Origin of the sequence: Rahnella sp. CJA17(1/100) (assembly GCF_963881615.1) — a bacterium.
In the GTDB taxonomy this organism is placed as follows: Bacteria; Pseudomonadota; Gammaproteobacteria; order Enterobacterales; family Enterobacteriaceae; genus Rahnella; species Rahnella aceris.
In genome coordinates this window covers 17943-38083 of record NZ_CAWOJA010000005.1, presented here as the reverse complement: position 1 = coordinate 38083, position 20141 = coordinate 17943, and the positions used below count along the sequence as shown (strand labels likewise).

The following is a 20141-nucleotide window of genomic DNA, read 5'->3' as shown; positions in this document are numbered from 1 at the left end:
CATGGCAATCTCCGAGATCATTCAAACAGAGAACGCGCCGCTGATTGATGTGCAAAACCTGTCGGTGACGTTTGGCGGGCAGCGTGCACTCAACGACATTTCCCTGCGGCTGATGCAGGGCGAAGTTCACTGCCTGGCGGGCACCAACGGCTGCGGGAAAAGTACGTTGATCAAAGTGATCTCGGGGGTTTATCAGCCGGATAACGGTTGCCAGATCACGCTCAGTTCGCCGTCGCAGGGCAGCCAGAGTTTCAGCAAACTCTCTCCGGATCAGGCACGTCAGTTTGGCGTGCAGGTGATTTATCAGGACTTGTCGCTGTTCCCGAACCTCAGCGTGTTCGAGAACATCGCCTTCGACCACAACTTACAAGGGCTGATGGGCTGGTATCGTCCGTCACGCCTGCGGGAAACCGCGCAGCGCATTCTGACTGAACTGAATTACACGCTGGATCTCGACAGCAAAGTCTCGGCGCTGCCGATTGCCCAGCGCCAGCAGGTGGCGATTTGCCGTGCGCTGGTCGCCGATGTGCGGTTAGTGATTATGGATGAGCCGACTGCCTCGCTGACCCGCACCGAAGTGAATCAGCTGCTGCGCACCGTGCATTATCTGAAAAGCAAAGGCATCAGCGTGGTGTTCGTCAGCCATCGCCTCGATGAAGTGCTGGAGATTTCCGACAGCGTCACGGTGATCCGTGACGGCAAAAAGGTCGGCACATTCCCGGCCTCTGAAGTCAGCAGCGAACGCCTGACCGAACTGATGACCGGCCTGAAACTCGATTACCGCCTGAAAGCCGCCAACATGAATGACGAACGCATCATGCTGGAAACCGACAAACTCAGCCGCGCAGGCCAGTATCACGACGTCAGTTTCAAACTGCATGCCGGAGAAGTGCTCGGTTTATGCGGGCTGCTAGGATCGGGCCGCACCGAACTGGCACTCAGTCTGTTCGGCATGACCAAACCTGACAGCGGCAAAATCTACCTCGACAGTAAGCCGGTGCGTTTTCGCAGCCATGAAGACGCGATCAAATCCGGCGTCGGTTATGTGTCGGAAGATCGCCTGACGCTCGGCCTGATCCAGCAACAATCGGTGGGCGACAACACCGTGCTGGCGATCATGGATCAGCTGCGCAGCCGTTTTCATCTGATCGACGAATACCGCAAAAACAAGATCATCCAGCAGTGGATCGAAAAACTCGGCGTCAAAGTCGCCAGTCCTGAACAGGCGATTTCCACCCTTTCCGGCGGTAATCAGCAAAAGATCGTCCTCGCGAAATGGGTGCTGACGCAGCCGAAAATCCTGATCCTCGATTCGCCAACGGTCGGCGTCGATGTCGGTGCGAAAGCCAGCATTTATCAGTTGATCCATCAGCTGGCGGAAGAGGGGATTTCCATCCTGCTGATTTCCGACGAAGTGCCGGAAGTCTATTTCAACTGTGACCGCGTGCTGCATTTCAGTGAAGGCACGGTGGTTGGCGAATATCTGCCGGGCGCGATTACCCAGCAACAACTTGCGGAGGCGGTCAATGCTTAAGCTCAGCCGGTTACGCCCGTCCAGCAACGAAGGTTACTTAGCCTGGGTATTGCTGGTGGTGATCGTCACCTTTTCCTTACTCACCAACCAGTTTCTGACTTTACAGAACCTGCTGGATCTGACCGAAAGCTACGCCGTCAGCGGCATCTTTGCCCTCGGCCTGTTCGTGGTGCTGGTCACCGGCGGAATCGATATTTCGTTCGCCGCCGTGGCTTCTGTCGTGCAGTACCTCATCGCCACGCTGGCGATTCACTACGGCCTGAGCAGCCCGACCGGCAGCATTTTACTGGCGGTCGCCATCGGCACGGTGCTCGGGATGATCAACGCGATTCTGATCTACTGCCTGCGCATCGTGTCGATCATCGTCACCATCAGTATGCAGTCGCTGCTGTTTGGCATGCTGATGTGGCTGACCAACGGCACCAGTCTGTATGACCTGCCGGACTGGCTGACGACGCCAATCCGTGTGCTGCCGTTCAGCGTCGGCGAACAGCATTATCAGATTGGATTGCCGGTGGTGGTGATGCTGGCAGTCGCCGGGCTGAGCTGGATCCTGCTTAACAAAACCCATCTCGGACGCCAGTTATTTGCCGTCGGCGGTGATCAGGAATCCGCGCGCCGTATCGGTATTCGCGTCGGTTTGCTGCATCTTTTTGCCTACGGTTATCTCGGCGCGATGGCGGCGATTGGCGGGCTGGTGCAGGTGTATCGCGTCGGTGAAGTGGTGCCGAATGCACTGGTCGGCGGCGAGCTGGATGTACTGGCGGCAGCAGTGCTCGGCGGTGCCAGCCTCAACGGCGGCAAAGGCAGCGTGGTCGGCACCCTGATGGGCGTGTTCCTGATTGGCGTGCTGAAAAACGGCCTCAACCTGATCGGCGTTTCCAGTTACTTCATGAACATCGTTATCGGCGTGGTGATCGTCGCGGCCATTACCGTCACCCATTACAAGAAACGCAAAGAAACCGAAGTCGGCTTCGCCTGAGGAAAACCGCTATGTTCGCAAAAAGCAGAAATGTGAGTCTTAAAGCGAAGCCCGATGCGCGGCCTCGCCTGAAAATCGCTTCCCTGAAAATAGATAACACCACGCTGGGATTATCGCTGTTATTGCTGGTGGTGATCATCGGTTTCAGCCTGGCGATGCCGGGGCGGTTTTTCAGTGATGCCACCTTTATGAGCGTCGCCTTCCAGTTGCCGGAACTCGGTTTACTGACGCTGGCGATGTTTATCCCGATCCTCAGCGGTGGTCTGAACCTGTGCATTATCGCCACCGCTAACCTGACCAGCTTACTGATGGCGTGGGTGTTTCTCACCTGGATGCCGCCGGATGCCAGCATGGCGATGCAGGCGGTCTGGCTGACGCTGGCGCTGGTTGGCGCAATGATTCTGGCGCTGGTGATTGGCATGCTGACCGGCGCGCTGGTGGCGTATGTCGGTGCCCATCCGATTCTGGTGACGCTGGCGACCATGACCATGGTGAACGGCGTCGGCATCTACCTTTCACGCGGTGCGGCGATCAGCGGTATGCCGGACATCGTGCGCTTTATCGGCGCGGAAACCCTGCTCGGCGTTCCGGTTCCGCTGATTATCTTCCTGCTGACTGCAGCCTTAATCGCGGTGTTTTTAGAACGCACCCGCCTCGGTAAATACATCTACATGAGCGGCAGCAACATCAACGCCACCCATTTCAGCGGCGTGAATACCCACCGCGTACTGATCGCCATCTACGTGATTTCCAGCATGTTATGCGTGATTGCCGGGCTGATTATGATGGCGCGTTTCAACTCGGCGCGCATGGGCTACGGCGACTCGTATCTGCTGCTGACGGTGCTGGCCATCATCCTCGGCGGCACCGATCCCAACGGTGGCTTCGGCAAAGTCGCGGGCGTGGTGCTCTCGCTGATTGTCCTGCAGGTGATTTCCACCGGCCTGAATCTGATGAACGTCAGCCCGCATTTCAGCCTGGCGATGTGGGGCGCAGTACTGATTGTGGTGCTGGCGCTGAAATTCTTCCGCAGCCGTTATCTGCAAAAAAGGGCAGGGCGAATGAGCGCTGCCAAAGCGCGGGCGGCTCAACCTTAAACACTTTTTTAAAATTGCCTCTGACTTAGGAAAACATCATGGAATACAAAATTTCTCCGTCGCTGATGTGCATGAGCCTGATCGACATTAAACAGCAACTCGAGGTGCTGAACCGTCGCGCTGACATGCTGCACATCGACATCATGGACGGGCATTACGTCAAAAATATCACGCTGTCGCCGTTCTTTATCGAGCAGATCCGCCCGCATACGCCGCTGGTTCTGGACGTGCATATGATGGTGGAAAACCCGGCTGACTTTATCGAGCCGATAGCCCTTGCCGGTGCCGATTTTATTTGTCCGCATGCCGAAACCATTAACCGCGACGCGTTCCGCATCATCAACCAGATCCGTTCGCTGGGTAAAAAAGTCGGCGTGGTGCTCAACCCCGCGACACCGGTGGAATACATACAGCACTACATTCATCTGCTGGATAAAATCACCGTGATGACCGTCGATCCGGGTTACGCCGGTCAGCCGTTCATCCCTGAAATGCTGGGGAAAATCGCGCAACTGCGCGATCTCAAACAGCAAAAAGGCTACCGCTATCTGATCGAAATCGACGGATCCTGCAACCTGCGCACCTATCAGGATCTGATGGGCGCAGGCGCGGAAGTGCTGATCGTCGGCAGTTCCGGCCTGTTCACGCTGGACAACGATCTGGATGTTGCCTGGGACAAAATGCTCGATCAGATGCGTCAGGCGCGTCACGCAGCCTGAGGGCAGGAGAGCCGTATGCCGCACTTTCTTGGAGTGGATGTCGGGGGCACCAATACCCGTTTAATGCTGATGGACAGCCAGCAAAATTTTCGCGGCTACCACAAAACCCCGACCCAACGCTGGGCGGGGCAGTCCGATCCGTTACAGGGGCTGGAAAACCTGATCACGGCGTATTTGCAGGAACAGGATCCGCATCATCAGGTGGCGCAGGTGATGCTCGGGCTGCCGGGCATATTGTCCCGCGACCGCCAGACCGTGCTGTCGCTGCCGTTTATCTCCGCACTGGATAATCAGCCGGTGGCGGCGTTGCTCTCGCAACGCCTGCATCTGCCTGTGGCGATGGACAAAGACGTTAACCATCTGATGTGGTGGGATTTAACCCAGCACAGCGCACTGCCGGATGTTGCCGTCGGGCTGTATCTCGGCACCGGGCTGGGCAACAGTTTGTGGATCCACGGTGATTTTTACCACGGCGCGCACGGTGGTGCGGGTGAACTGGGGCACATCCCGCTGGCGGGGAATCCGCTGCTTTGTCCGTGCGGCAAAACCGGCTGCGTCGAAACGCTGACGTCCGGCAACTGGCTGACCGGCTGGGCACGGCAACATGCGCCGCAGACACCGTTCGCCGACCTGTTTGTACGTCATGCGGGGCATGTGGATTTAACTGAATTTGTGGCACGACTGGCGCGCACCGTCGCCAGCGAAATGAACATTCTGGATCCCGAATATCTGGTGCTGGGCGGTGGCGTGCTGGCGATGGAAAACTTCCCGCTGGCCGAACTGGAACAACAGTTACGCAGCCATTTACGCAGCCCGTATCCGGCGAACGGTCTGACCATTCATTTCAGCGCCGTCACCGACGAGACTGGTTGTCGTGGCGCTTGTTTAGCCGCACAGCGCGTTTTTCCGTCGCAGCCAGCTCTGGCCGCCGGAACATTTTCCTTCAGGAGAGAGGCATGAACAAAGGCAAGGTATGCGTATTTGGGTCTTTCAACCTCGATATCGTCGCAGGCATGGCGCGTTTCCCCAAACCGGGGGAATCCCTGATTGCCCGCAACAGCATGATGGGCGCGGGCGGCAAGGGCGCCAATCAGGCGGTCGCCGCACTGCGTGCCGGTGCGCGGGTGCATTACATCGGTAAAGTTGGTCGCGATGATTTCGGCATGTTTGCCCGCCGCCATCTCGACAGCGCCGGTTTCGATGCCGTCACGTTGTTTTCCACCAGCGAATGCCCGACCGGCAACGCGCTGATTTATGTCGCCGGAGCCGATGCAGAAAACATGATTGCCGTTGATCCGGGCGCCAACCTGACGGTCACCGACGAAGAAGTCGAACAATGCCGTCCGGCCGTCGCCGCCGCTGATATCCTGCTGACGCAGCTCGAAAATAACCTGCCTGCGATTGAAAAACTGATCGGCATCGCGAAGGAAAATGACACCTACATTATCCTCAACCCCGCGCCGTTCCAGCCGGTGTCCGACCATCTGCTGTCGCAGGTTGATTTACTGACGCCGAACGCCACGGAATGCACGCTGCTGACCGGCATTGAAGTCCGCGATATTCCCTCTGCCCAACGCGCCGCCCACGCGCTGCACGCTAAAGGGATCCAGGCGCTGATCATCACACTGGGCACGCAGGGCGCATTGCTTTCAGTCAACGGCGAAACGCAGATTATCCAGGCCTGTCCGGCGACCCCGGTCGACACCACCGGCGCAGGTGACGCCTTTAACGGCGCGCTGGCCTCCCAGCTTGCCGCTGGCGCCACACTCTCCGAAGCCGCGCAGTTCGCATCCGCCTACGCCTCGGTTTGTGTGGAAAGAGCAGGCGCGGCGGCATCGATGCCGACGTATGAAGAAGCGCGGGAGAGGATGGGGGTTGTGGTGGTTTGAAGCGGGTTTTCTTTACTACTCCCCCTGCGAAGGGGGATGTTGGGAGAGGGCCGACCGGCGTTATTCCTGCGAGACATCTTCCAGATTTCAAAGTAACTCCCTGTAATTCCATCCAGCCCATTTCATTCGAAAAATGGCAGGAATATAGTCGCTTCGCTGCGGAAGAACCGTAGTCAGAATTAGCGTTCTGGATCAGATTTACTCGATTGCACTGTGGCATAATGCCGCAGGTTTTGAGTCACCTGTAAATTATGGTGGTTCAGGCAGGGGCTTCTCAGAAGCGCCGGTTTTCGAGTCCGGTAACGCTAACTCTGTCTGAGCCACCACCCGAGGTTAGCGTCTCGTGTGGGGCAAAACATAATTTACTCGAGACTTTAAAATGACCGATTCAATTACCGAAACCACCCATCCCGAAAATTCCCTCACCGTTTTCCGTGCCCTGATTGCCGATTTGGATCTGAGCCATTTCACCGATCCCCAGCTTTACGATCTCGGCGCTGTCGCGTCTGAATCCGCTGAAGGGCTTTGCCAGGGTTTGCTGTGCCTGAGTGAAGGGCTGGAAAATAGCGAACTGTTGCCGCCGGAAGGCGTTTCGCAGGTGAGCGCCTATCTGAAAGCCTCTGCGCATCTGCTTCCGGCACTGTTTGAGTTGTCAGAGAAGGCGGGGATTGCGTTAACGAAAGCGAAAATGGGGGGGTAATCTTTTGCTCATCCCCATGCAAAAGCTGCGGGTTTTTCTTTGCTCCTCCCCCTGCGAAGGGGGAGGCCGGGAGGGGGTTTTAAGGGCTAACTCTTTTCAAAGCACACTTCAACTTTTTGATTTTGCTTTAATACCCCACCCCAACCCTCCCCTTCGCAGGGGAGGGCGCCGACTGCGTTATTCCTGCGAGACATCTTCCAGATTTTATCTTGAACGTTATTACAACTTTATTTTAACCATATATATAACAATTTACTCACACGTCCAAAATCAATGCGGAGGCATTGGCTGGGATCTAATAAAGATATTCTCAATTTAGATAAAAATTTATTATATTAAATTTGATGATGGTTATTATTGCATATAGTTAAGCGAAAGCATTACTGTTTCAGACGATTGATTTTTAAATTACAAAGAGGTAGTGTTTGTATGGTGAATTTATTATTTCAATAAGGATATTTAAATGGCAATTCCAGCTTATTTATGGTTGAAAGATGACGGCGGTGCGGAAATCAAAGGGTCTGTGGATGTAAATAATAGAGAAGGTAGTATTGAGGTCACAGGTTTTTCACATAAATTTACGATTGCCAACAGACCCTTTAACCGGAAGCATTACAGCAACGCGTAATCATTCTGCGATGATTTTCCAAAAAGAGTTTGATTCATCATCACCTTATTTATATAAAGCGGTTTCAAAAGGCCAAACTTTAAAGTCAGCAGAATTTAAATGGTATCATATCAATGATGCAGGGCAAGAAGTTGAGTATTTCAATATATTTATCGAAGGCGTTAAGGTTGTGAGCATTTCCCCGCTGATGCATGATATTAAAGATCCAACCAAAGAAAAGCACAATCATCTTGAAGTTGTTGAACTCCGTTACGAAAAAATGACGTGGAAACATTGCGATGGGAACATCATGTTCACAGACTCATGGAATGAAAGGGCGTAAATTATGTCCAGACACCCTGTAAAAGGTGTAAATCAACATCCTCCTTATGATATATCTGCAATCATCCCCCCAGGCATATCTATGAGTAATCATATGATGACGGCTCGTTTACACAAAGGTCCATCTGCATTAACTTATATATGGTTCTATAATCAGGTCAGGAATCATGGACCCTGGGACTATAAACAGTTGGGTGGAAAATATGAAAATTTCGGGAATTTTCATTACGGGGCTGTAGGAACAGCAGCAGGTATTTCACCTGGTGTTTTATTAAGAGGTGCTGGCGTGGCTCAAAAATTTGCAGGTACAAATGATCCTGAATGGGATTCTTATGAGGGACCAAACTCCCATTGGGATGATCCTAAAGATCAGACATGGATAAGAGCAGGAATTGATTATGCAAAAAGAACGGGTTTTTAGGAAAATATATATTTTCATCGTGTTGGTTATAGCTTTCCTGGGGTATTTAATTAAGGTGGTATTAGATTTTTCACCTTATGAACAAACGATTATACGAAAGGAAAGTATAGGCGAGTTTAATACCCTTTATGTGACTGAAGGTAGTGCGGGTGCAACGACCCAAAATACGTATAAATATTATCTTTATCCATCTGTAAAAACAGAGAAAGAGTTTCTGGCGGATGTCAGAGATTATCCTTCTGTTCTTTTTACTTCAGATTCAAATGTCCAAATGCAATTGAAGGGCAGATATCTCTATTTTACAGTTAAAGGAACTATTTATAGTTTTACCAACCAATCTGATTCTGTCTTTATATACCTCAACTCAACCCCATTTTAGTGGGGTTTTATCCGTATGTTACCGTTCAATCTTAAACCCGACCTCTATTTTGTTCAGTAACAATGCTCATATTTCATTCAAATAACCATCACATTCCCGCCATGTGGCTGACACAAATGCAGGACAGGATAGGCACCTTATTTCGCTGACCGGTACCCTGTAATGCGCCGCACGTTGTTCCCTTATCTGATTTTGCTGCCGACGCTGATTTTTCTGTTTTTATTCACCTATTACCCCTTATTTCAGTCAGCGACGGACAGCCTGTTTGACAGCCGTCTGTCGTCAGACGCGCCGCCGTTTGTCGGTCTGCAAAACTATTTGCGCCTGATCCAGGATTCAGTCTTCTGGCGCGCGCTGCTCAATAATCTGGCGTACATCCTGATGACCGTGGTGCCCGGCATTATTCTTGCGCTGCTGCTGGCGGTTGCGCTGTGGGAAAACACCTCGCTGAACCGCTGGCTGCGTACCGCGTTTTTCTTCCCGATGATTATCCCGCTGGTCAGTGCCGCCACCTTGTGGTTGTTCATTTTCATGCCCGGTATGGGGCTGCTGGATTACTACCTGGCGAAAGCATTCGGGCCGATGAATAACAATTATCTCGGTATGAGCAACAGTGCGCTGATTGCGCTGAGCGTGATCGGCGTGTGGAAATTCGCCGGTTATTACATGCTGTTTTTCCTCGCCGGATTGCAGTCGATCCCCGCCTCTGCACGCGAAGCGGCGCTGATGGAAGGGGCGTCGCGCCCGCAGGTTTTCTTCTATATCACGCTGCCGTTACTGCGCCCGACCATCAGTTTTGTGGTCACTATCGCGCTGATTTATTCGATTACCCAGATAGATCACGTCGCAGTGATGACACAGGGCGGGCCGAATAACGCCACCACCGTCTTGCTGTATTACATCCAGAGTCTGGCGAATGACACCCATGATTTAGGCAAAGCTTCGGCGGCGACATTCCTGACGCTGGTGCTGCTGTTTGGTTTTTCGATGCTGAATCTGCGTGTGCTGGAAAGAGGAGCTCACTATGAGCGTTGAAACGTCTGAAGCGCCGGTGATGACCGGTAAAAAATTGCGGGCGGGCGTGCGTTCGCCATCGATGTTATTGCGCGGTGCGCGCCGTTCGACACTGCCGGTTTTACTGCTGTGCGCGGCCTTTTTATGGATGGCGCCTTTCCTGTGGATGCTGTCGTCAGCATTCAGTGAAAGCAGTTTTTCGCCGGATATGGCCTCGCTGTTGCCGCGCTTCCCGCTGACGTTGCAAAACTTCCGTGATGCGTGGGACAGCGCCGACTGGCTGCGGCTTTACGCCAATACCCTATTCTTCTCCTTCGGCACCTTTCTGGTTCAGCTGGTGACGATCACCACTGCCGGTTACGTGTTCGCATATCACGAATTTCGCGGCAAACAGACACTGTTCTACCTGCTGCTGATCCAGCTGATGATCATGCCGGTGATTATGATGGTGCCGAACATGATGATCCTCAAACAGTTCGGGCTGCTCAATACATTGACCGGCGTGATGATGCCGTATTTCGCCTCAGCGTTTGGCGTATTCCTGATGCGTCAGGCATTTCTCAGCATTCCCCGTGAAATCGAAGAAGCCGCGCTGATGGAGGGCTGCCGCTGGTGGCAGGTGGTGTTCCGCGTGCTGATCCCGATGTCGTGGCCCGCCATCCTCGCCTTTGCCACTGTCAGCATTACCTATCACTGGAATGAATACCTGTGGCCGCTGATGGTGCTTAACGATCCGGACAAACAGGTGCTGACCGTCGGACTGGTGTCTTTCGCGATGGGTGCGGAATCGGGCGGGCAGTGGGGCTTAATTACTGCCGGAACGCTGATGGTGTGCCTGCCGCTGATGCTGGCGTTCATTATTTTTCAGAAACAGTTCCTGAAAAGCTTCGGCTTCTCGGGCATCAAATAAAGGAGTCATCCATGTTTTTAGCTCAGATTTCTGACATGCACTTTCGCAGCCACGGCCGCAAACTGTATGACTTTATCGATGTGAACGGCTGTAACGCCGAAGTGGTCAGCCAGCTTAACGCGCTGGAAGAACAACCGGATGCGGTGGTGATCACCGGCGATATCGTTAACTGCGGTTTGCCGCAGGAATATGAAGTGGCGCGCCGCACGCTGGGCAACCTGCGCTATCCGTTGTTTATCATTCCCGGCAACCACGACGACAAAGCGCAGTTTCTGGAAGCGCTGCATCCGCTGTGCCCGCAGCTCGGTACTGATCCGCAAAATATGCGTTATGCCATCGATGATTTCCCGATGCGTCTGCTGTTTGTCGATTCCAGCCTGGCCGGAGAATCGAAAGGGTACCTGACGCTCGAAACGCTGGCGTGGCTGGAAGGTCAGCTGGAGCAGGGCGGCGATAAACCGACGGCGGTGTTTATGCACCATCCGCCGGTGAAAGTCGGTTCGGCGCAGATGGACGCGATTTCCTGCGAAAACGGCGATCAGCTGCTGGCGCTGATCGACCGCTTCCCGTCACTGGTTCGCGTGTTCTGCGGCCACACGCACCGCCTGATTTTCACCCAGTACAAACAGGCGATCATCACCACCATTCCCGGCACGGTGCATCAGGTGCCGTATTATCATCACAATCCGGCACCGTTTTATAACCTCGAACCGGCGGCCTGCGTGATGCACCGTCTGGTGGATAACACCGGGCTGGTCAGCTATCTGCATCCGCTGTCGCAATATCCGGGGCCGTATCTGTATGACGCGCAAATCAGTTGCCCGGCGGATGAGCAATGATGTCTGGCATTCGTCTGGAAAATATTACCAAACAGTTTGAAGGCAGCACGGCGGTGAATAAGCTGTCGCTGGAGATTGCCGACGGCGAATTTCTGGTGCTGGTCGGGCCGTCGGGGTGTGGAAAAAGTACCTTGCTGCGCCTGCTGGCGGGTCTTGAAGAGGTCAGCGACGGGCGCATTATGCTCGACGGCAATGACATCTCCGGGCTGTCGCCGCGCGAACGAAATTTCTCAATGATCTTCCAGAACTACGCGCTGTTCCCGCACATGACCGTGGAACAGAACATCACCTTTGGCATGCGTATGCGCAATGAGCCGAAAGATCAGCACCAGGCGCGGGTGGATCGTGTAGCGGGATTATTACAACTGGAGCCGTTGCTCAAACGTAAACCCGGCAAGTTATCCGGCGGTCAGCGTCAGCGTGTGGCGATGGCGCGCGCCATTGTGCGCGATCCGAAGCTGTTTCTGATGGATGAACCGCTGTCGAATCTCGATGCACGGCTGCGCACGGAAGTGCGTGACGGCATCATGCAACTGCATCAGCAACTGAAAACCAGCACCGTTTATGTCACTCACGATCAGATGGAAGCCATGACCATGGCGGATCGGATCGCGGTGCTGGATAAAGGCCATTTGCAACAAATCGGCGCGCCGGAAACGTTGTACGCGCACCCGGCCAACCTGTTTGTCGCCGGATTTATCGGCACCCCGTCGATGAATCTGTTTCTGCTGCCGTGCGCCGCTGGCGTGCTGACAGTCGAAAACCAGCCGGTCCGTCTGCCGCAAACTGAACATGCGCAGGCGCTCGATGAGGTGTATCTGGGCATCAGACCCGAACACATCAGCGACCGGCCGGTGGAAGGCGAAAGCCTGCAATTGCAGGCGACGCTGACCTATCGCGAACTGCTCGGCGCGGAGTATCTGTGCCATGCCGACACGCCGCTCGGGAAAATCCGTTACGTACGTAAAAACCAGCTGCGGGAAAACAGCGGGGACATTCCACAACCCGGCGACCGCATTACTTTGTATTTCTCTTTGCACGACCTTCATCTTTTTTCAGGCCAAAACCAGCAGAATCTGCACCGGGAGAATCACCATCATGCGTAAAGTATCTGTGCTGGCGCTCGCCATCGGCTTTATTGCCGCAGGCACGGCGTCCGCCAAAGAAAATATCGATTTCATGTTCCCTGCGCCGGTTGACGGCAAGCTGACCATGGAAATGACCCGCGTTATCAAAGAATTTAACCAGTCACAAAATGATGTGGAAGTGCGCGGGATATTTACCGGCAGTTATGACACCACCAAAGTGAAAGCCGAAGCGGCAGCGAAATCCGGCCAGCCACCGGCGCTGGTGATCATGTCGGCTAACTTCACGGCGGATCTGGCGATCAAAAACGAAATTCTGCCGATGGACGAACTGTTCAAATTCGGCGACCAGAAAGCCACGCCGTTCCTGACGCAAAACTTCTGGCCCGCCATGCGCCAGAACGCTCAGCTTAACGGCGTCACTTACGCAATCCCGTTCCATAATTCGACGCCAATTCTCTATTACAACAAAGACATGTTCGCCAAAGCGGGCATTACCGCGCCGCCGAAAGACTGGGATGAATTGCTGGAAGACTCGAAAAAGCTGACGGATTCGGCGAAAGGTCAGTGGGGGATCATGTTGCCATCGACCAACGATGACTACGGCGGCTGGATTTTATCGGCACTGACCCGCGCCAATGGCGGCCAGTATTACAACGCCGATTATCCGGGCGAAGTGTATTACGACAAACCATCCACCCTGGGCGCGCTGCGCTTCTGGCAGAATCTGGTATACCGCGACAAAGTGATGCCGTCGGGTGTGCTGAACTCCAAGCAAATCAGCGCGGCGTTCTTTTCCGGCAAACTCGGCATGGCGATGCTGAGCACCGGTGCACTGGGCTTTATGCGTGAAAATACCAAAGATTTTGAGCTGGGCGTGGCGATGATGCCTGCCAAAGTGCGTAACGGTGTCACCATCGGCGGGGCGAGTCTGGTGAGTTTTAAAGGCATTTCCGATGACCAGAAAAAAGCGGCTTATACCTTCCTGCAATATCTGGTCAGCCCGAAAGTGAACGGTGCCTGGAGCCGCTTTACCGGCTATTTTTCACCGCGTATGGCGTCTTATGACACACCGGAAATGAAAGAATATCTGGCGAAAGATCCGCGTGCGGCGATTGCGCTGGAGCAGCTGAAATACGCCTATCCGTGGTATGCGACGTATGAAACCGTGGCGGTGCGTCAGGCGATGGAAAATCAGCTGGCGGCGCTGGTTAATGATGAGAAAGTCACGCCGGAAGCGGCGGCGGCACAGGCACAGAAAGACGCCGACACCATCCTGAAACCTTATGTGGAATCAACGGCACTGACTGTTCCAAAGTAGGTGATCTCGCTCCTTCCCCTTTACGAGGGGAAGGAGCAAAAAAATTACTTCAGCCAGCCCTGCTGGTGGGCGTTGTCCAGATGGCTGCGGATATGCAGCCACAGTTCAGGATGGATATCGGCGATAAAGGCATTACGGGCTAACACCTGCTCCAGACGGATATTGTTCTCCACCCAGCTCTGCCCCTGATTATTCAGGTTCATGATCATCGGCATCACGCGGTCGATCACCAGCGCAAAGCGCGCTTCCGGGGTTTCACCCGCTTCGTATTCATTCCACAAATCCAGGAATTGTGTGTTCAGCGGTGCAGGCAGCAGGCCGAACAGGCGTTTCGCGGCAATGATTTCCTGATCATGAACTGCTGCGCGGGCAGCGAGATCGTAAACCAGCACATCACCGGCATCGATTTCGACGATGTCGTGGATCAAAGCCATACGGATGACTTTATTGATATCAACGCCTTCCGGTGCGAAAGGGGCCAGGGACATTGCTGCCACGGCGAAATGCCAGCTATGTTCTGCGGAGTTTTCCTGACGCTCAGTGCCTAACACTTTGGTGCGACGTTGCACGCTTTTCAGTTTGTCGATTTCCATCAGGAACTGAAAAACTTCGGTCATTGCGCCGAAATTCAGCGGGGTAGTGGCTGCAGACATACTAAAACCTTAGTCATATTGACGGCATGGTAAACGGCGTTATTTCACTTTTCCGCTACACCTTAGTCGCTTGATATAAAAAAATCATGTTTTTGGGTGCGGAAAATGCATGTGTCTCAAAAATGGAATCTGAATAAATTATAAACAAATTGAATGAATTGAAGGGCTTCACACAACGGGGTGAATGAAATGATGATCTGCCTAAGAGACTGTTACATCAGATAATACTCATTTTAAGCTTACAGATGTACACTGGAATGGTTCTCAGTTAATCTGACTCTGTTGGACCGTTTTATTAACAATCATTTTCCCTTTTTTGTCTTGAGGATTCTCAACGTATGGGTAAGTTGTCTCCATCCCCACAGGGATATCCGTGGGCCGAAGAAATTGCCAACAGCCTGAGTCACGGCGTTGGTCTGGTTTTCGGGATTGTCGGACTGGTGTTGTTACTGGTTCAGGCGACAGGCGATAACGCCAGCGCCATGGCGATCACCAGTTATAGTTTGTACGGCGGCAGCATGATTTTGCTGTATCTGGCCTCCACGCTGTATCACGCGATACCGCATCAGAAAGCCAAATACTGGCTGAAAAAACTTGATCACTGCGCGATTTATTTGCTGATCGCCGGAACCTACACGCCGTTCCTGCTGATCGGGCTTAACTCCCCGCTGGCAAAAGGATTAATGGCGGTGATCTGGGGGCTGGCACTGTTCGGCGTGATTTTTAAACTGGCATTCGCGCACCGTTTTGAGGTGCTTTCGCTGGTCACCTATCTGACGATGGGCTGGCTGTCACTGATTGTGATTTATCAGCTTGCGACCAAACTTTCTCTTGGCGGTGTGATATTGCTGGCGCTGGGCGGCGTGATATACACGCTGGGGGTTATTTTCTACGCCTCGAAACGCTTTCGGTTCGGCCACGCGATCTGGCACGGATTTGTGCTCGGCGGCAGCGCCTGCCACTTTTTAGCCATCTATTTTTACGTCTGATGTGTTTAATTCAATTCAGTAAAAGGAAAGCGGAGCCTGATGCTCCGCTTTTTTGTGCCTGCTATTTCTTACCCGCGTCGTCCGACCACCATTGCACCAGTGAAGGCACCGGCCGCAGATCGTAATGCGCTTCGCCCAGCAGATGATTGAGGATTTTCGCCGATCGCCACGCAGTCAGTGTCAGTTGCCCCTCGGCGCTGCCGTGGCTGTGAATACCGGCATTCACCGCGTAAATGCGGTTCTGCTCCGGGCCGTCCCAACGCAGATTGAAATTCGGCTGCAGCGGCAGATGCTGCTCGCGGTCATAAGGAATACGATCCAGCAATGGCTCGAGATAATCCGGCAAACCGGGACGATAGCCGGTTGCCAGGATCACAATATCGGCACTGAAATGTTCCTCGCATTTTTCCAGCCCGTGTTTTGCCTGCAAACTGAAATCGCCAGCCGCATTACGCACGATATGATCCAGTGCACGGTGCGGCAACAAACGCACGTTACGCCGCTGATGCAGCACGTCGAAACGGTGATAAAGCTGCTTGTAGATGTCTTCCAGCGTGTGATAACTGATGCCATCAGAGGGCAGTTTTTGTGTTTCGATTTCCTGCTCGCGCACCTCTTCCGGCAGCGTATAAAAGTAATTCACATACTCCGGCGTGAAATATTCATTGGTGAAAATGGATTCATCCAGCGGCTGGAAGTTAGGGCGTCGTGATATCCAGCTCAGTTCGGTGAACTCGCCCCAGTGGCCGCTCAGCGCGTTGAGAACGATGTCGGCACCGCTTTGTCCGCCGCCGACAACGACCACACGTTTACCGGTGAAATCTGGCTCACGTAGTTCTATTTCTGCGGCGTGAAAACAGTTATCACCCAGCGCCGCCCGTGCCGGTTTTGGGATCCACGGCGCATGGCCGGTGCCGAGGCAAATATTGCGCGCGCGGTGCTCGCCTTTTTCACTCTGTACGATAAATTCCTGTCGCTTATCGTCGAAATCAATGCGCTCAACCGGTTCGGAAAAATGCAAACCCGCAATGCGGTCACACGCCCAGCGCAGATAGTCGGAAAACTCATCGCGGCTGATGATCAGCTGTTCCGTGGCCAGAAAACGGTAAATCTTCTTCTGATCAACCAGATAATTAATAAACGAAAATTCGCTGCGCGGCGCAACGGTAGTGACCAGATCCTGCAGGACGTAGGTCTGCATGGTCGCCGTGGGTAATAACATACCGGGATGCCAGCTAAATTCCGGGTTAGCATCAAAGAAAGCGGCGTTGAGTTTTTCTGTGTCTTTTGCCATGGCGGCGAGACTTAAATTAAAGGGGCCGATACCAATACCAATTAAATCCTTCACGGGCATCTTTCTGTTCCTTATGTTTTTAGGATATTTTGGAAACGACGTTATTAAGCATAGGTCAGCCGACAGCGGCTGACATTTTTCTCGATAACTTATCGAAATATTTCTAAACTCAGTCAGTTCGCCCTCTCTTTCTTAATGATTTAAAAGGATTTGCTATGACCCGCCTGCGCCGTTTTAAACAAGTTGATGTGTTCACCGCTGAGCCACTCAAAGGCAATGCATTGGCCGTGATATTGGATTCGGAAGGACTGACGGATGCCGAAATGTTTGCGATGGCCCGCTGGACCAATCTGGCGGAAACGGCGTTTGTGCTCAAACCGGTTTCACCCGAAGCGGATTACCGTGTGCGGATTTTTACGACCGACAAAGAGCTGCCGTTCGCCGGACATCCGACGCTGGGCACGGCGTACGCGCTGTTGCAAAGCGGGCTGAAGCCAAAAAACGCGGGATATCTGGTGCAGGAATGCGGTGTCGGGCTGGTGCAGGTGAAGCAACTGGCAGATGGCGGTCAGGCATTTTCCGCGCCGCCTGCGCAGATGAAACCGCTGGCGGCTGAACATCACACCTTGCTGGAAACCGCGCTGCGCGGCGGCAATATTCAGGCTGATGTCATGCCGGTTGCGGTTGATATGGGCATCATCTGGCTGGTCGTACGGATGGAAAGTGCGCAGGATTGCCTGAACATCACCGCCGATGCCGCGGCAGTCAGCCAGCTACAAAAACAACTCGGGATTAACGGCATCGCGGTCTATGGTTTACACGATAAAAATGGCCCGGCGGATTATGAAGTGCGGGCGATTATCGATGAGGACGGTGTGCTGAAAGAAGATCCGGTCACTGGCAGCGCCAATGCCTGTCTGGCCCGGGTGCTGAAAGCGGCGAATTTCCCGGATGGCGCTCACATGGCACAAACTTACCGCGTGCGTCAGGGCACCAAACTCCAGCGCGATGGCCGCGTGACGGTCACGTTTGTGGATGGCGAACCCTGGATCGGTGGCGATACCTGTACGCTGATCGACGGCACGTTAGATCTCTGATCAGCGGGGCGTCAGCCCGTGCTGTGCCGTCTGTAACAGATGAATAAATGCCTGCATGTACGGCGTGGCGTTCAGGTTATGGCGGTGCAGCAGCCAGGTGCGGTTTTTTACCGTCGCGCCGTCCACGTTAATCGGGCGGCGGTAAAAATGCTCGGGCAGCGGTAAATAAGTGGCGACAATCGCGTAACCCAGCCCGTGTTCCACCATCGCCATGCACACTTCCAGTTTATCGACTTCCATCGTGATAGTCGGCGCATGGGAAAAGTTGGCATTCCACCAGCGCTCAATCAGTTGTGTCACGTGCGGGCCGTGATGAATTTTTATCTGCGGCATGTGCGGCAGCAGGGCGAAATCAAAATCCTGACGGTTGATCAGTACGTAATCATCTTCCTCAATCAGATGCTTGCCTTCCTTCCAGTTAAAATCGTCCTTGACCAGCGCCATATCAATTTCCCCGCGCAACAGTTTCTGAATGATTTCCTCGCTAAAACCACTCATCAGATTCACGCGGATCCCCGGATGTGTCTGCCGGAACTGGCTGAGTAACGGTGGCAGACGGTAGGCTGCATAGTTGCTCGACACGCCCAGCGAAATCTCTCCCTGCTGTTCCTGATCCAGACTGTGCAGATTGAGTTTCAGTTGCTGTAAATCGTTGAGCACGGTCAACGCGTGTTGCGCGAGATATTCCCCCTGCGCGCTGAAGACCAGTCCTTTTTGTCCTTCTTCAAACAGACGGATCGCCAGCTTGCGTTCAATCTGGCGCAAACGGTAACTGAGCGCGGGCTGCGAGGTATAAAGCTGCTCTGCCGCCCGGGTAATGTTTTTATGCTGATATACCGCCCGCAATATCAGCCAGTCTTTCTCGTTCATCGTTTTCCGCCGCCAGTAAAATCCCTCAGTCATAAAATAATTTTTGCGTAAAAGACGCAACAGATAAAAAGGCTCAATTTGACCGAAAACGTCAAAAGCCCTATTTCTGTAAGGCACAGAGACGACTTATCGCAGTGCCAGATTGTATTCATCCGAAAATAATTTTTGGTTTTTGCACCATCGCAGGGAATAAACATGTCGAATTGCACTACATCAGTTCATCACGCCGGGGAACAGAAAACTCAGATTATTGCGGCTGTGGATTCACTCGCCGCGCAGGCCAGCGCGCTGGCGATGAATATTCATGCCAACCCTGAACTCAGCTTTGAGGAAGTCGAATCTGCGGCGGCACTGATTGCACCACTGCGCGCGGCGGGGTTTGAGATTGAGGAACAACCTGGCGGCCTGGCGACGGCGTTTCGCGCAACCTATGACAGTGGCAAGCCGGGTCCGGTGGTCGCGTTGCTGGCGGAATACGATGCGCTGAAGGATCTGGGGCATGCCTGCGGACATAACCTGATTGGCACGGCATCCGTGACGGCCGCGCTGGCGCTGAAGCAGCAATCGCATCTGCTGACCGGCAGGCTGGAAGTGATCGGCACACCGGCAGAAGAAGAGGGCGGCGGCAAAATTATTCTCAGCGAGAAAGGCATTTTCGACCATGTGGACGCCGTAATGATGTTCCATCCGCGCGACAAAACCATGGTGGTGCGCGGCGGGCTGGCGTGTGTCGATGCGGTGTTTAAATTCTATGGCAAAGCGGCGCATGCGGCGTCGGCACCCCAAAACGGCATCAGCGCACTCGATGCGGTGATCCACACTTTCAACGGCATTAACGCCCTGCGTCAGATGTTCACCGACGATGTGCGCGTGCACGGCATCATTTCCGACGGCGGCAGCGCGACCAATATTGTTCCGGCTTATGCGGAGGCGAAGTTCCTGATGCGGGCCAGTACGGTCAGAGGGCTGAGCATTGTTAAACAAAAAGTGTTTGATGCGGCACAGGGCGCGGCGCTGATGGCCGGTGCGCGGCTGGAAATTGAAGAAGGGCTGACCTACGCCGAGCGCAATAACAATCTGACGCTGGCGGAATACTTTAAACAGAATCTGGACATTCTGGGTGTGGAAGTGGTTCCGCCGCCGCTCAGTGGCGGGATCGGTTCTTCGGATATCGGCAATGTCAGTCAGATAACAGCGGCGATCCACCCGTATATCCGTATCGGTGATGTGCTGCCGCATACACCGGAATTTGCCAAAGCGGCCGGTTCCGGAGCCGGTTTGCAGGCCATGTTGCAGGCGGCAAAAGCGCTGGCGATGACGACAGTGGATTTGTGTCAGGACGGCGCAAAACTTCAGGCCGTGCGGGAAGAGTTTTTAAACTGGAAGTCTCATTTTTAAC

Annotated in this window: 20 protein-coding genes and 1 pseudogene; 18 read left to right on the top strand and 3 right to left on the bottom strand. The window is 53.7% G+C overall.

Annotated elements, in window-relative coordinates; translation table 11 throughout:
* Position 1: 1 nt before the first annotated feature.
* The 15 genes and pseudogenes from AACU55_RS03445 (at position 2) to AACU55_RS03375 (ending at position 13839) form a co-directional block, all read left to right on the top strand.
* Positions 2–1534 carry a sugar ABC transporter ATP-binding protein gene (locus AACU55_RS03445; RefSeq protein ID WP_134706659.1) on the top strand — a complete coding sequence of 511 codons (1533 nt, stop codon included), beginning with the start codon at positions 2–4 and terminating at the stop codon, positions 1532–1534.
* Positions 1527–2516: an ABC transporter permease gene (locus AACU55_RS03440; RefSeq protein WP_013576776.1), complete on the top strand. Its 990-nt coding sequence runs from the start codon at positions 1527–1529 to the stop codon at positions 2514–2516. Before AACU55_RS03445 ends, AACU55_RS03440 begins: the two co-directional genes overlap by 8 nt.
* A gap of 11 nt (positions 2517–2527) precedes the next feature.
* A complete protein-coding gene (locus tag AACU55_RS03435) occupies positions 2528–3613 on the top strand; it encodes an ABC transporter permease (protein ID WP_134706658.1) in 1086 nt (361 codons plus the stop codon).
* Between the two features lie 38 nt (positions 3614–3651).
* Positions 3652–4332 carry a D-allulose 6-phosphate 3-epimerase gene (gene alsE / locus AACU55_RS03430; protein WP_013576774.1) on the top strand — a complete coding sequence of 227 codons (681 nt, stop codon included), beginning with the start codon at positions 3652–3654 and terminating at the stop codon, positions 4330–4332.
* A 15-nt stretch (positions 4333–4347) separates the two neighbouring features.
* On the top strand, positions 4348–5292 hold the full coding sequence (gene alsK / locus AACU55_RS03425; RefSeq protein ID WP_134706657.1) for an allose kinase: 945 nt from the start codon (positions 4348–4350) through the stop codon (positions 5290–5292).
* Positions 5289–6221, top strand: a complete 933-nt coding sequence (rbsK, locus tag AACU55_RS03420) for a ribokinase (RefSeq protein ID WP_037036693.1) — start codon at positions 5289–5291, stop codon at positions 6219–6221. The genes alsK and rbsK overlap by 4 nt, the downstream gene beginning before the upstream one ends.
* 379 nt (positions 6222–6600) lie before the next feature.
* The gene (locus AACU55_RS03415) at positions 6601–6921 is read left to right on the top strand and encodes a hypothetical protein (protein ID WP_112150861.1); all 321 of its coding nucleotides are present in this window, start codon (positions 6601–6603) and stop codon (positions 6919–6921) included.
* Between the two features lie 463 nt (positions 6922–7384).
* Positions 7385–7871, top strand: a pseudogene (locus AACU55_RS03410) (Hcp family type VI secretion system effector).
* Between the two features lie 81 nt (positions 7872–7952).
* Positions 7953–8291 (top strand): polymorphic toxin type 44 domain-containing protein, encoded by a 339-nt coding sequence (locus AACU55_RS03405; protein WP_234300274.1) that lies wholly within the window; start codon positions 7953–7955, stop codon positions 8289–8291.
* Complete coding sequence (locus AACU55_RS03400) at positions 8269–8670, top strand: hypothetical protein (RefSeq protein ID WP_037036695.1); 402 nt, start codon at positions 8269–8271, stop codon at positions 8668–8670. Before AACU55_RS03405 ends, AACU55_RS03400 begins: the two co-directional genes overlap by 23 nt.
* A gap of 162 nt (positions 8671–8832) precedes the next feature.
* A complete protein-coding gene (locus AACU55_RS03395; RefSeq protein ID WP_013576769.1) occupies positions 8833–9705 on the top strand; it encodes a carbohydrate ABC transporter permease in 873 nt (290 codons plus the stop codon).
* Positions 9695–10594, top strand: coding sequence for a carbohydrate ABC transporter permease (locus AACU55_RS03390; RefSeq protein WP_037036698.1), 900 nt, complete (start codon positions 9695–9697; stop codon positions 10592–10594). The genes AACU55_RS03395 and AACU55_RS03390 overlap by 11 nt, the downstream gene beginning before the upstream one ends.
* 11 nt (positions 10595–10605) lie before the next feature.
* Positions 10606–11433 carry a phosphodiesterase gene (locus AACU55_RS03385; RefSeq protein ID WP_013576767.1) on the top strand — a complete coding sequence of 276 codons (828 nt, stop codon included), beginning with the start codon at positions 10606–10608 and terminating at the stop codon, positions 11431–11433.
* Positions 11433–12539 (top strand): ABC transporter ATP-binding protein, encoded by a 1107-nt coding sequence (locus AACU55_RS03380; protein ID WP_015690330.1) that lies wholly within the window; start codon positions 11433–11435, stop codon positions 12537–12539. Before AACU55_RS03385 ends, AACU55_RS03380 begins: the two co-directional genes overlap by 1 nt.
* Positions 12532–13839, top strand: coding sequence for an ABC transporter substrate-binding protein (locus AACU55_RS03375; RefSeq protein WP_134706655.1), 1308 nt, complete (start codon positions 12532–12534; stop codon positions 13837–13839). The genes AACU55_RS03380 and AACU55_RS03375 overlap by 8 nt, the downstream gene beginning before the upstream one ends.
* A gap of 44 nt (positions 13840–13883) precedes the next feature.
* Here AACU55_RS03375 and AACU55_RS03370 read toward each other — a convergent pair whose 3' ends face one another.
* A complete protein-coding gene (locus tag AACU55_RS03370) occupies positions 13884–14492 on the bottom strand; it encodes an HD domain-containing protein (RefSeq protein WP_013576764.1) in 609 nt (202 codons plus the stop codon).
* Between the two features lie 338 nt (positions 14493–14830).
* Between AACU55_RS03370 and trhA the strand changes: the two genes are divergently transcribed.
* A complete protein-coding gene (gene trhA / locus AACU55_RS03365) occupies positions 14831–15481 on the top strand; it encodes a PAQR family membrane homeostasis protein TrhA (protein WP_037036705.1) in 651 nt (216 codons plus the stop codon).
* A 61-nt stretch (positions 15482–15542) separates the two neighbouring features.
* Here the strand turns inward: trhA and AACU55_RS03360 are convergent, their stop codons facing one another.
* Positions 15543–16835, bottom strand: a complete 1293-nt coding sequence (locus AACU55_RS03360) for a lysine N(6)-hydroxylase/L-ornithine N(5)-oxygenase family protein (RefSeq protein ID WP_013576762.1) — start codon at positions 16833–16835, stop codon at positions 15543–15545.
* A gap of 155 nt (positions 16836–16990) precedes the next feature.
* Between AACU55_RS03360 and AACU55_RS03355 the strand changes: the two genes are divergently transcribed.
* A complete protein-coding gene (locus tag AACU55_RS03355) occupies positions 16991–17872 on the top strand; it encodes a PhzF family phenazine biosynthesis protein (protein ID WP_134706654.1) in 882 nt (293 codons plus the stop codon).
* On the opposite strand, the gene AACU55_RS03350 is transcribed toward AACU55_RS03355, so the two are convergent.
* Positions 17873–18742: a LysR family transcriptional regulator gene (locus tag AACU55_RS03350; protein WP_037036709.1), complete on the bottom strand. Its 870-nt coding sequence runs from the start codon at positions 18740–18742 to the stop codon at positions 17873–17875.
* A gap of 195 nt (positions 18743–18937) precedes the next feature.
* On the opposite strand from AACU55_RS03350, the gene AACU55_RS03345 reads away from it, so the two are divergent.
* Complete coding sequence (locus tag AACU55_RS03345; RefSeq protein ID WP_134706653.1) at positions 18938–20140, top strand: M20 family metallopeptidase; 1203 nt, start codon at positions 18938–18940, stop codon at positions 20138–20140.
* The last annotated feature ends 1 nt before the right edge of the window (position 20141 follow it).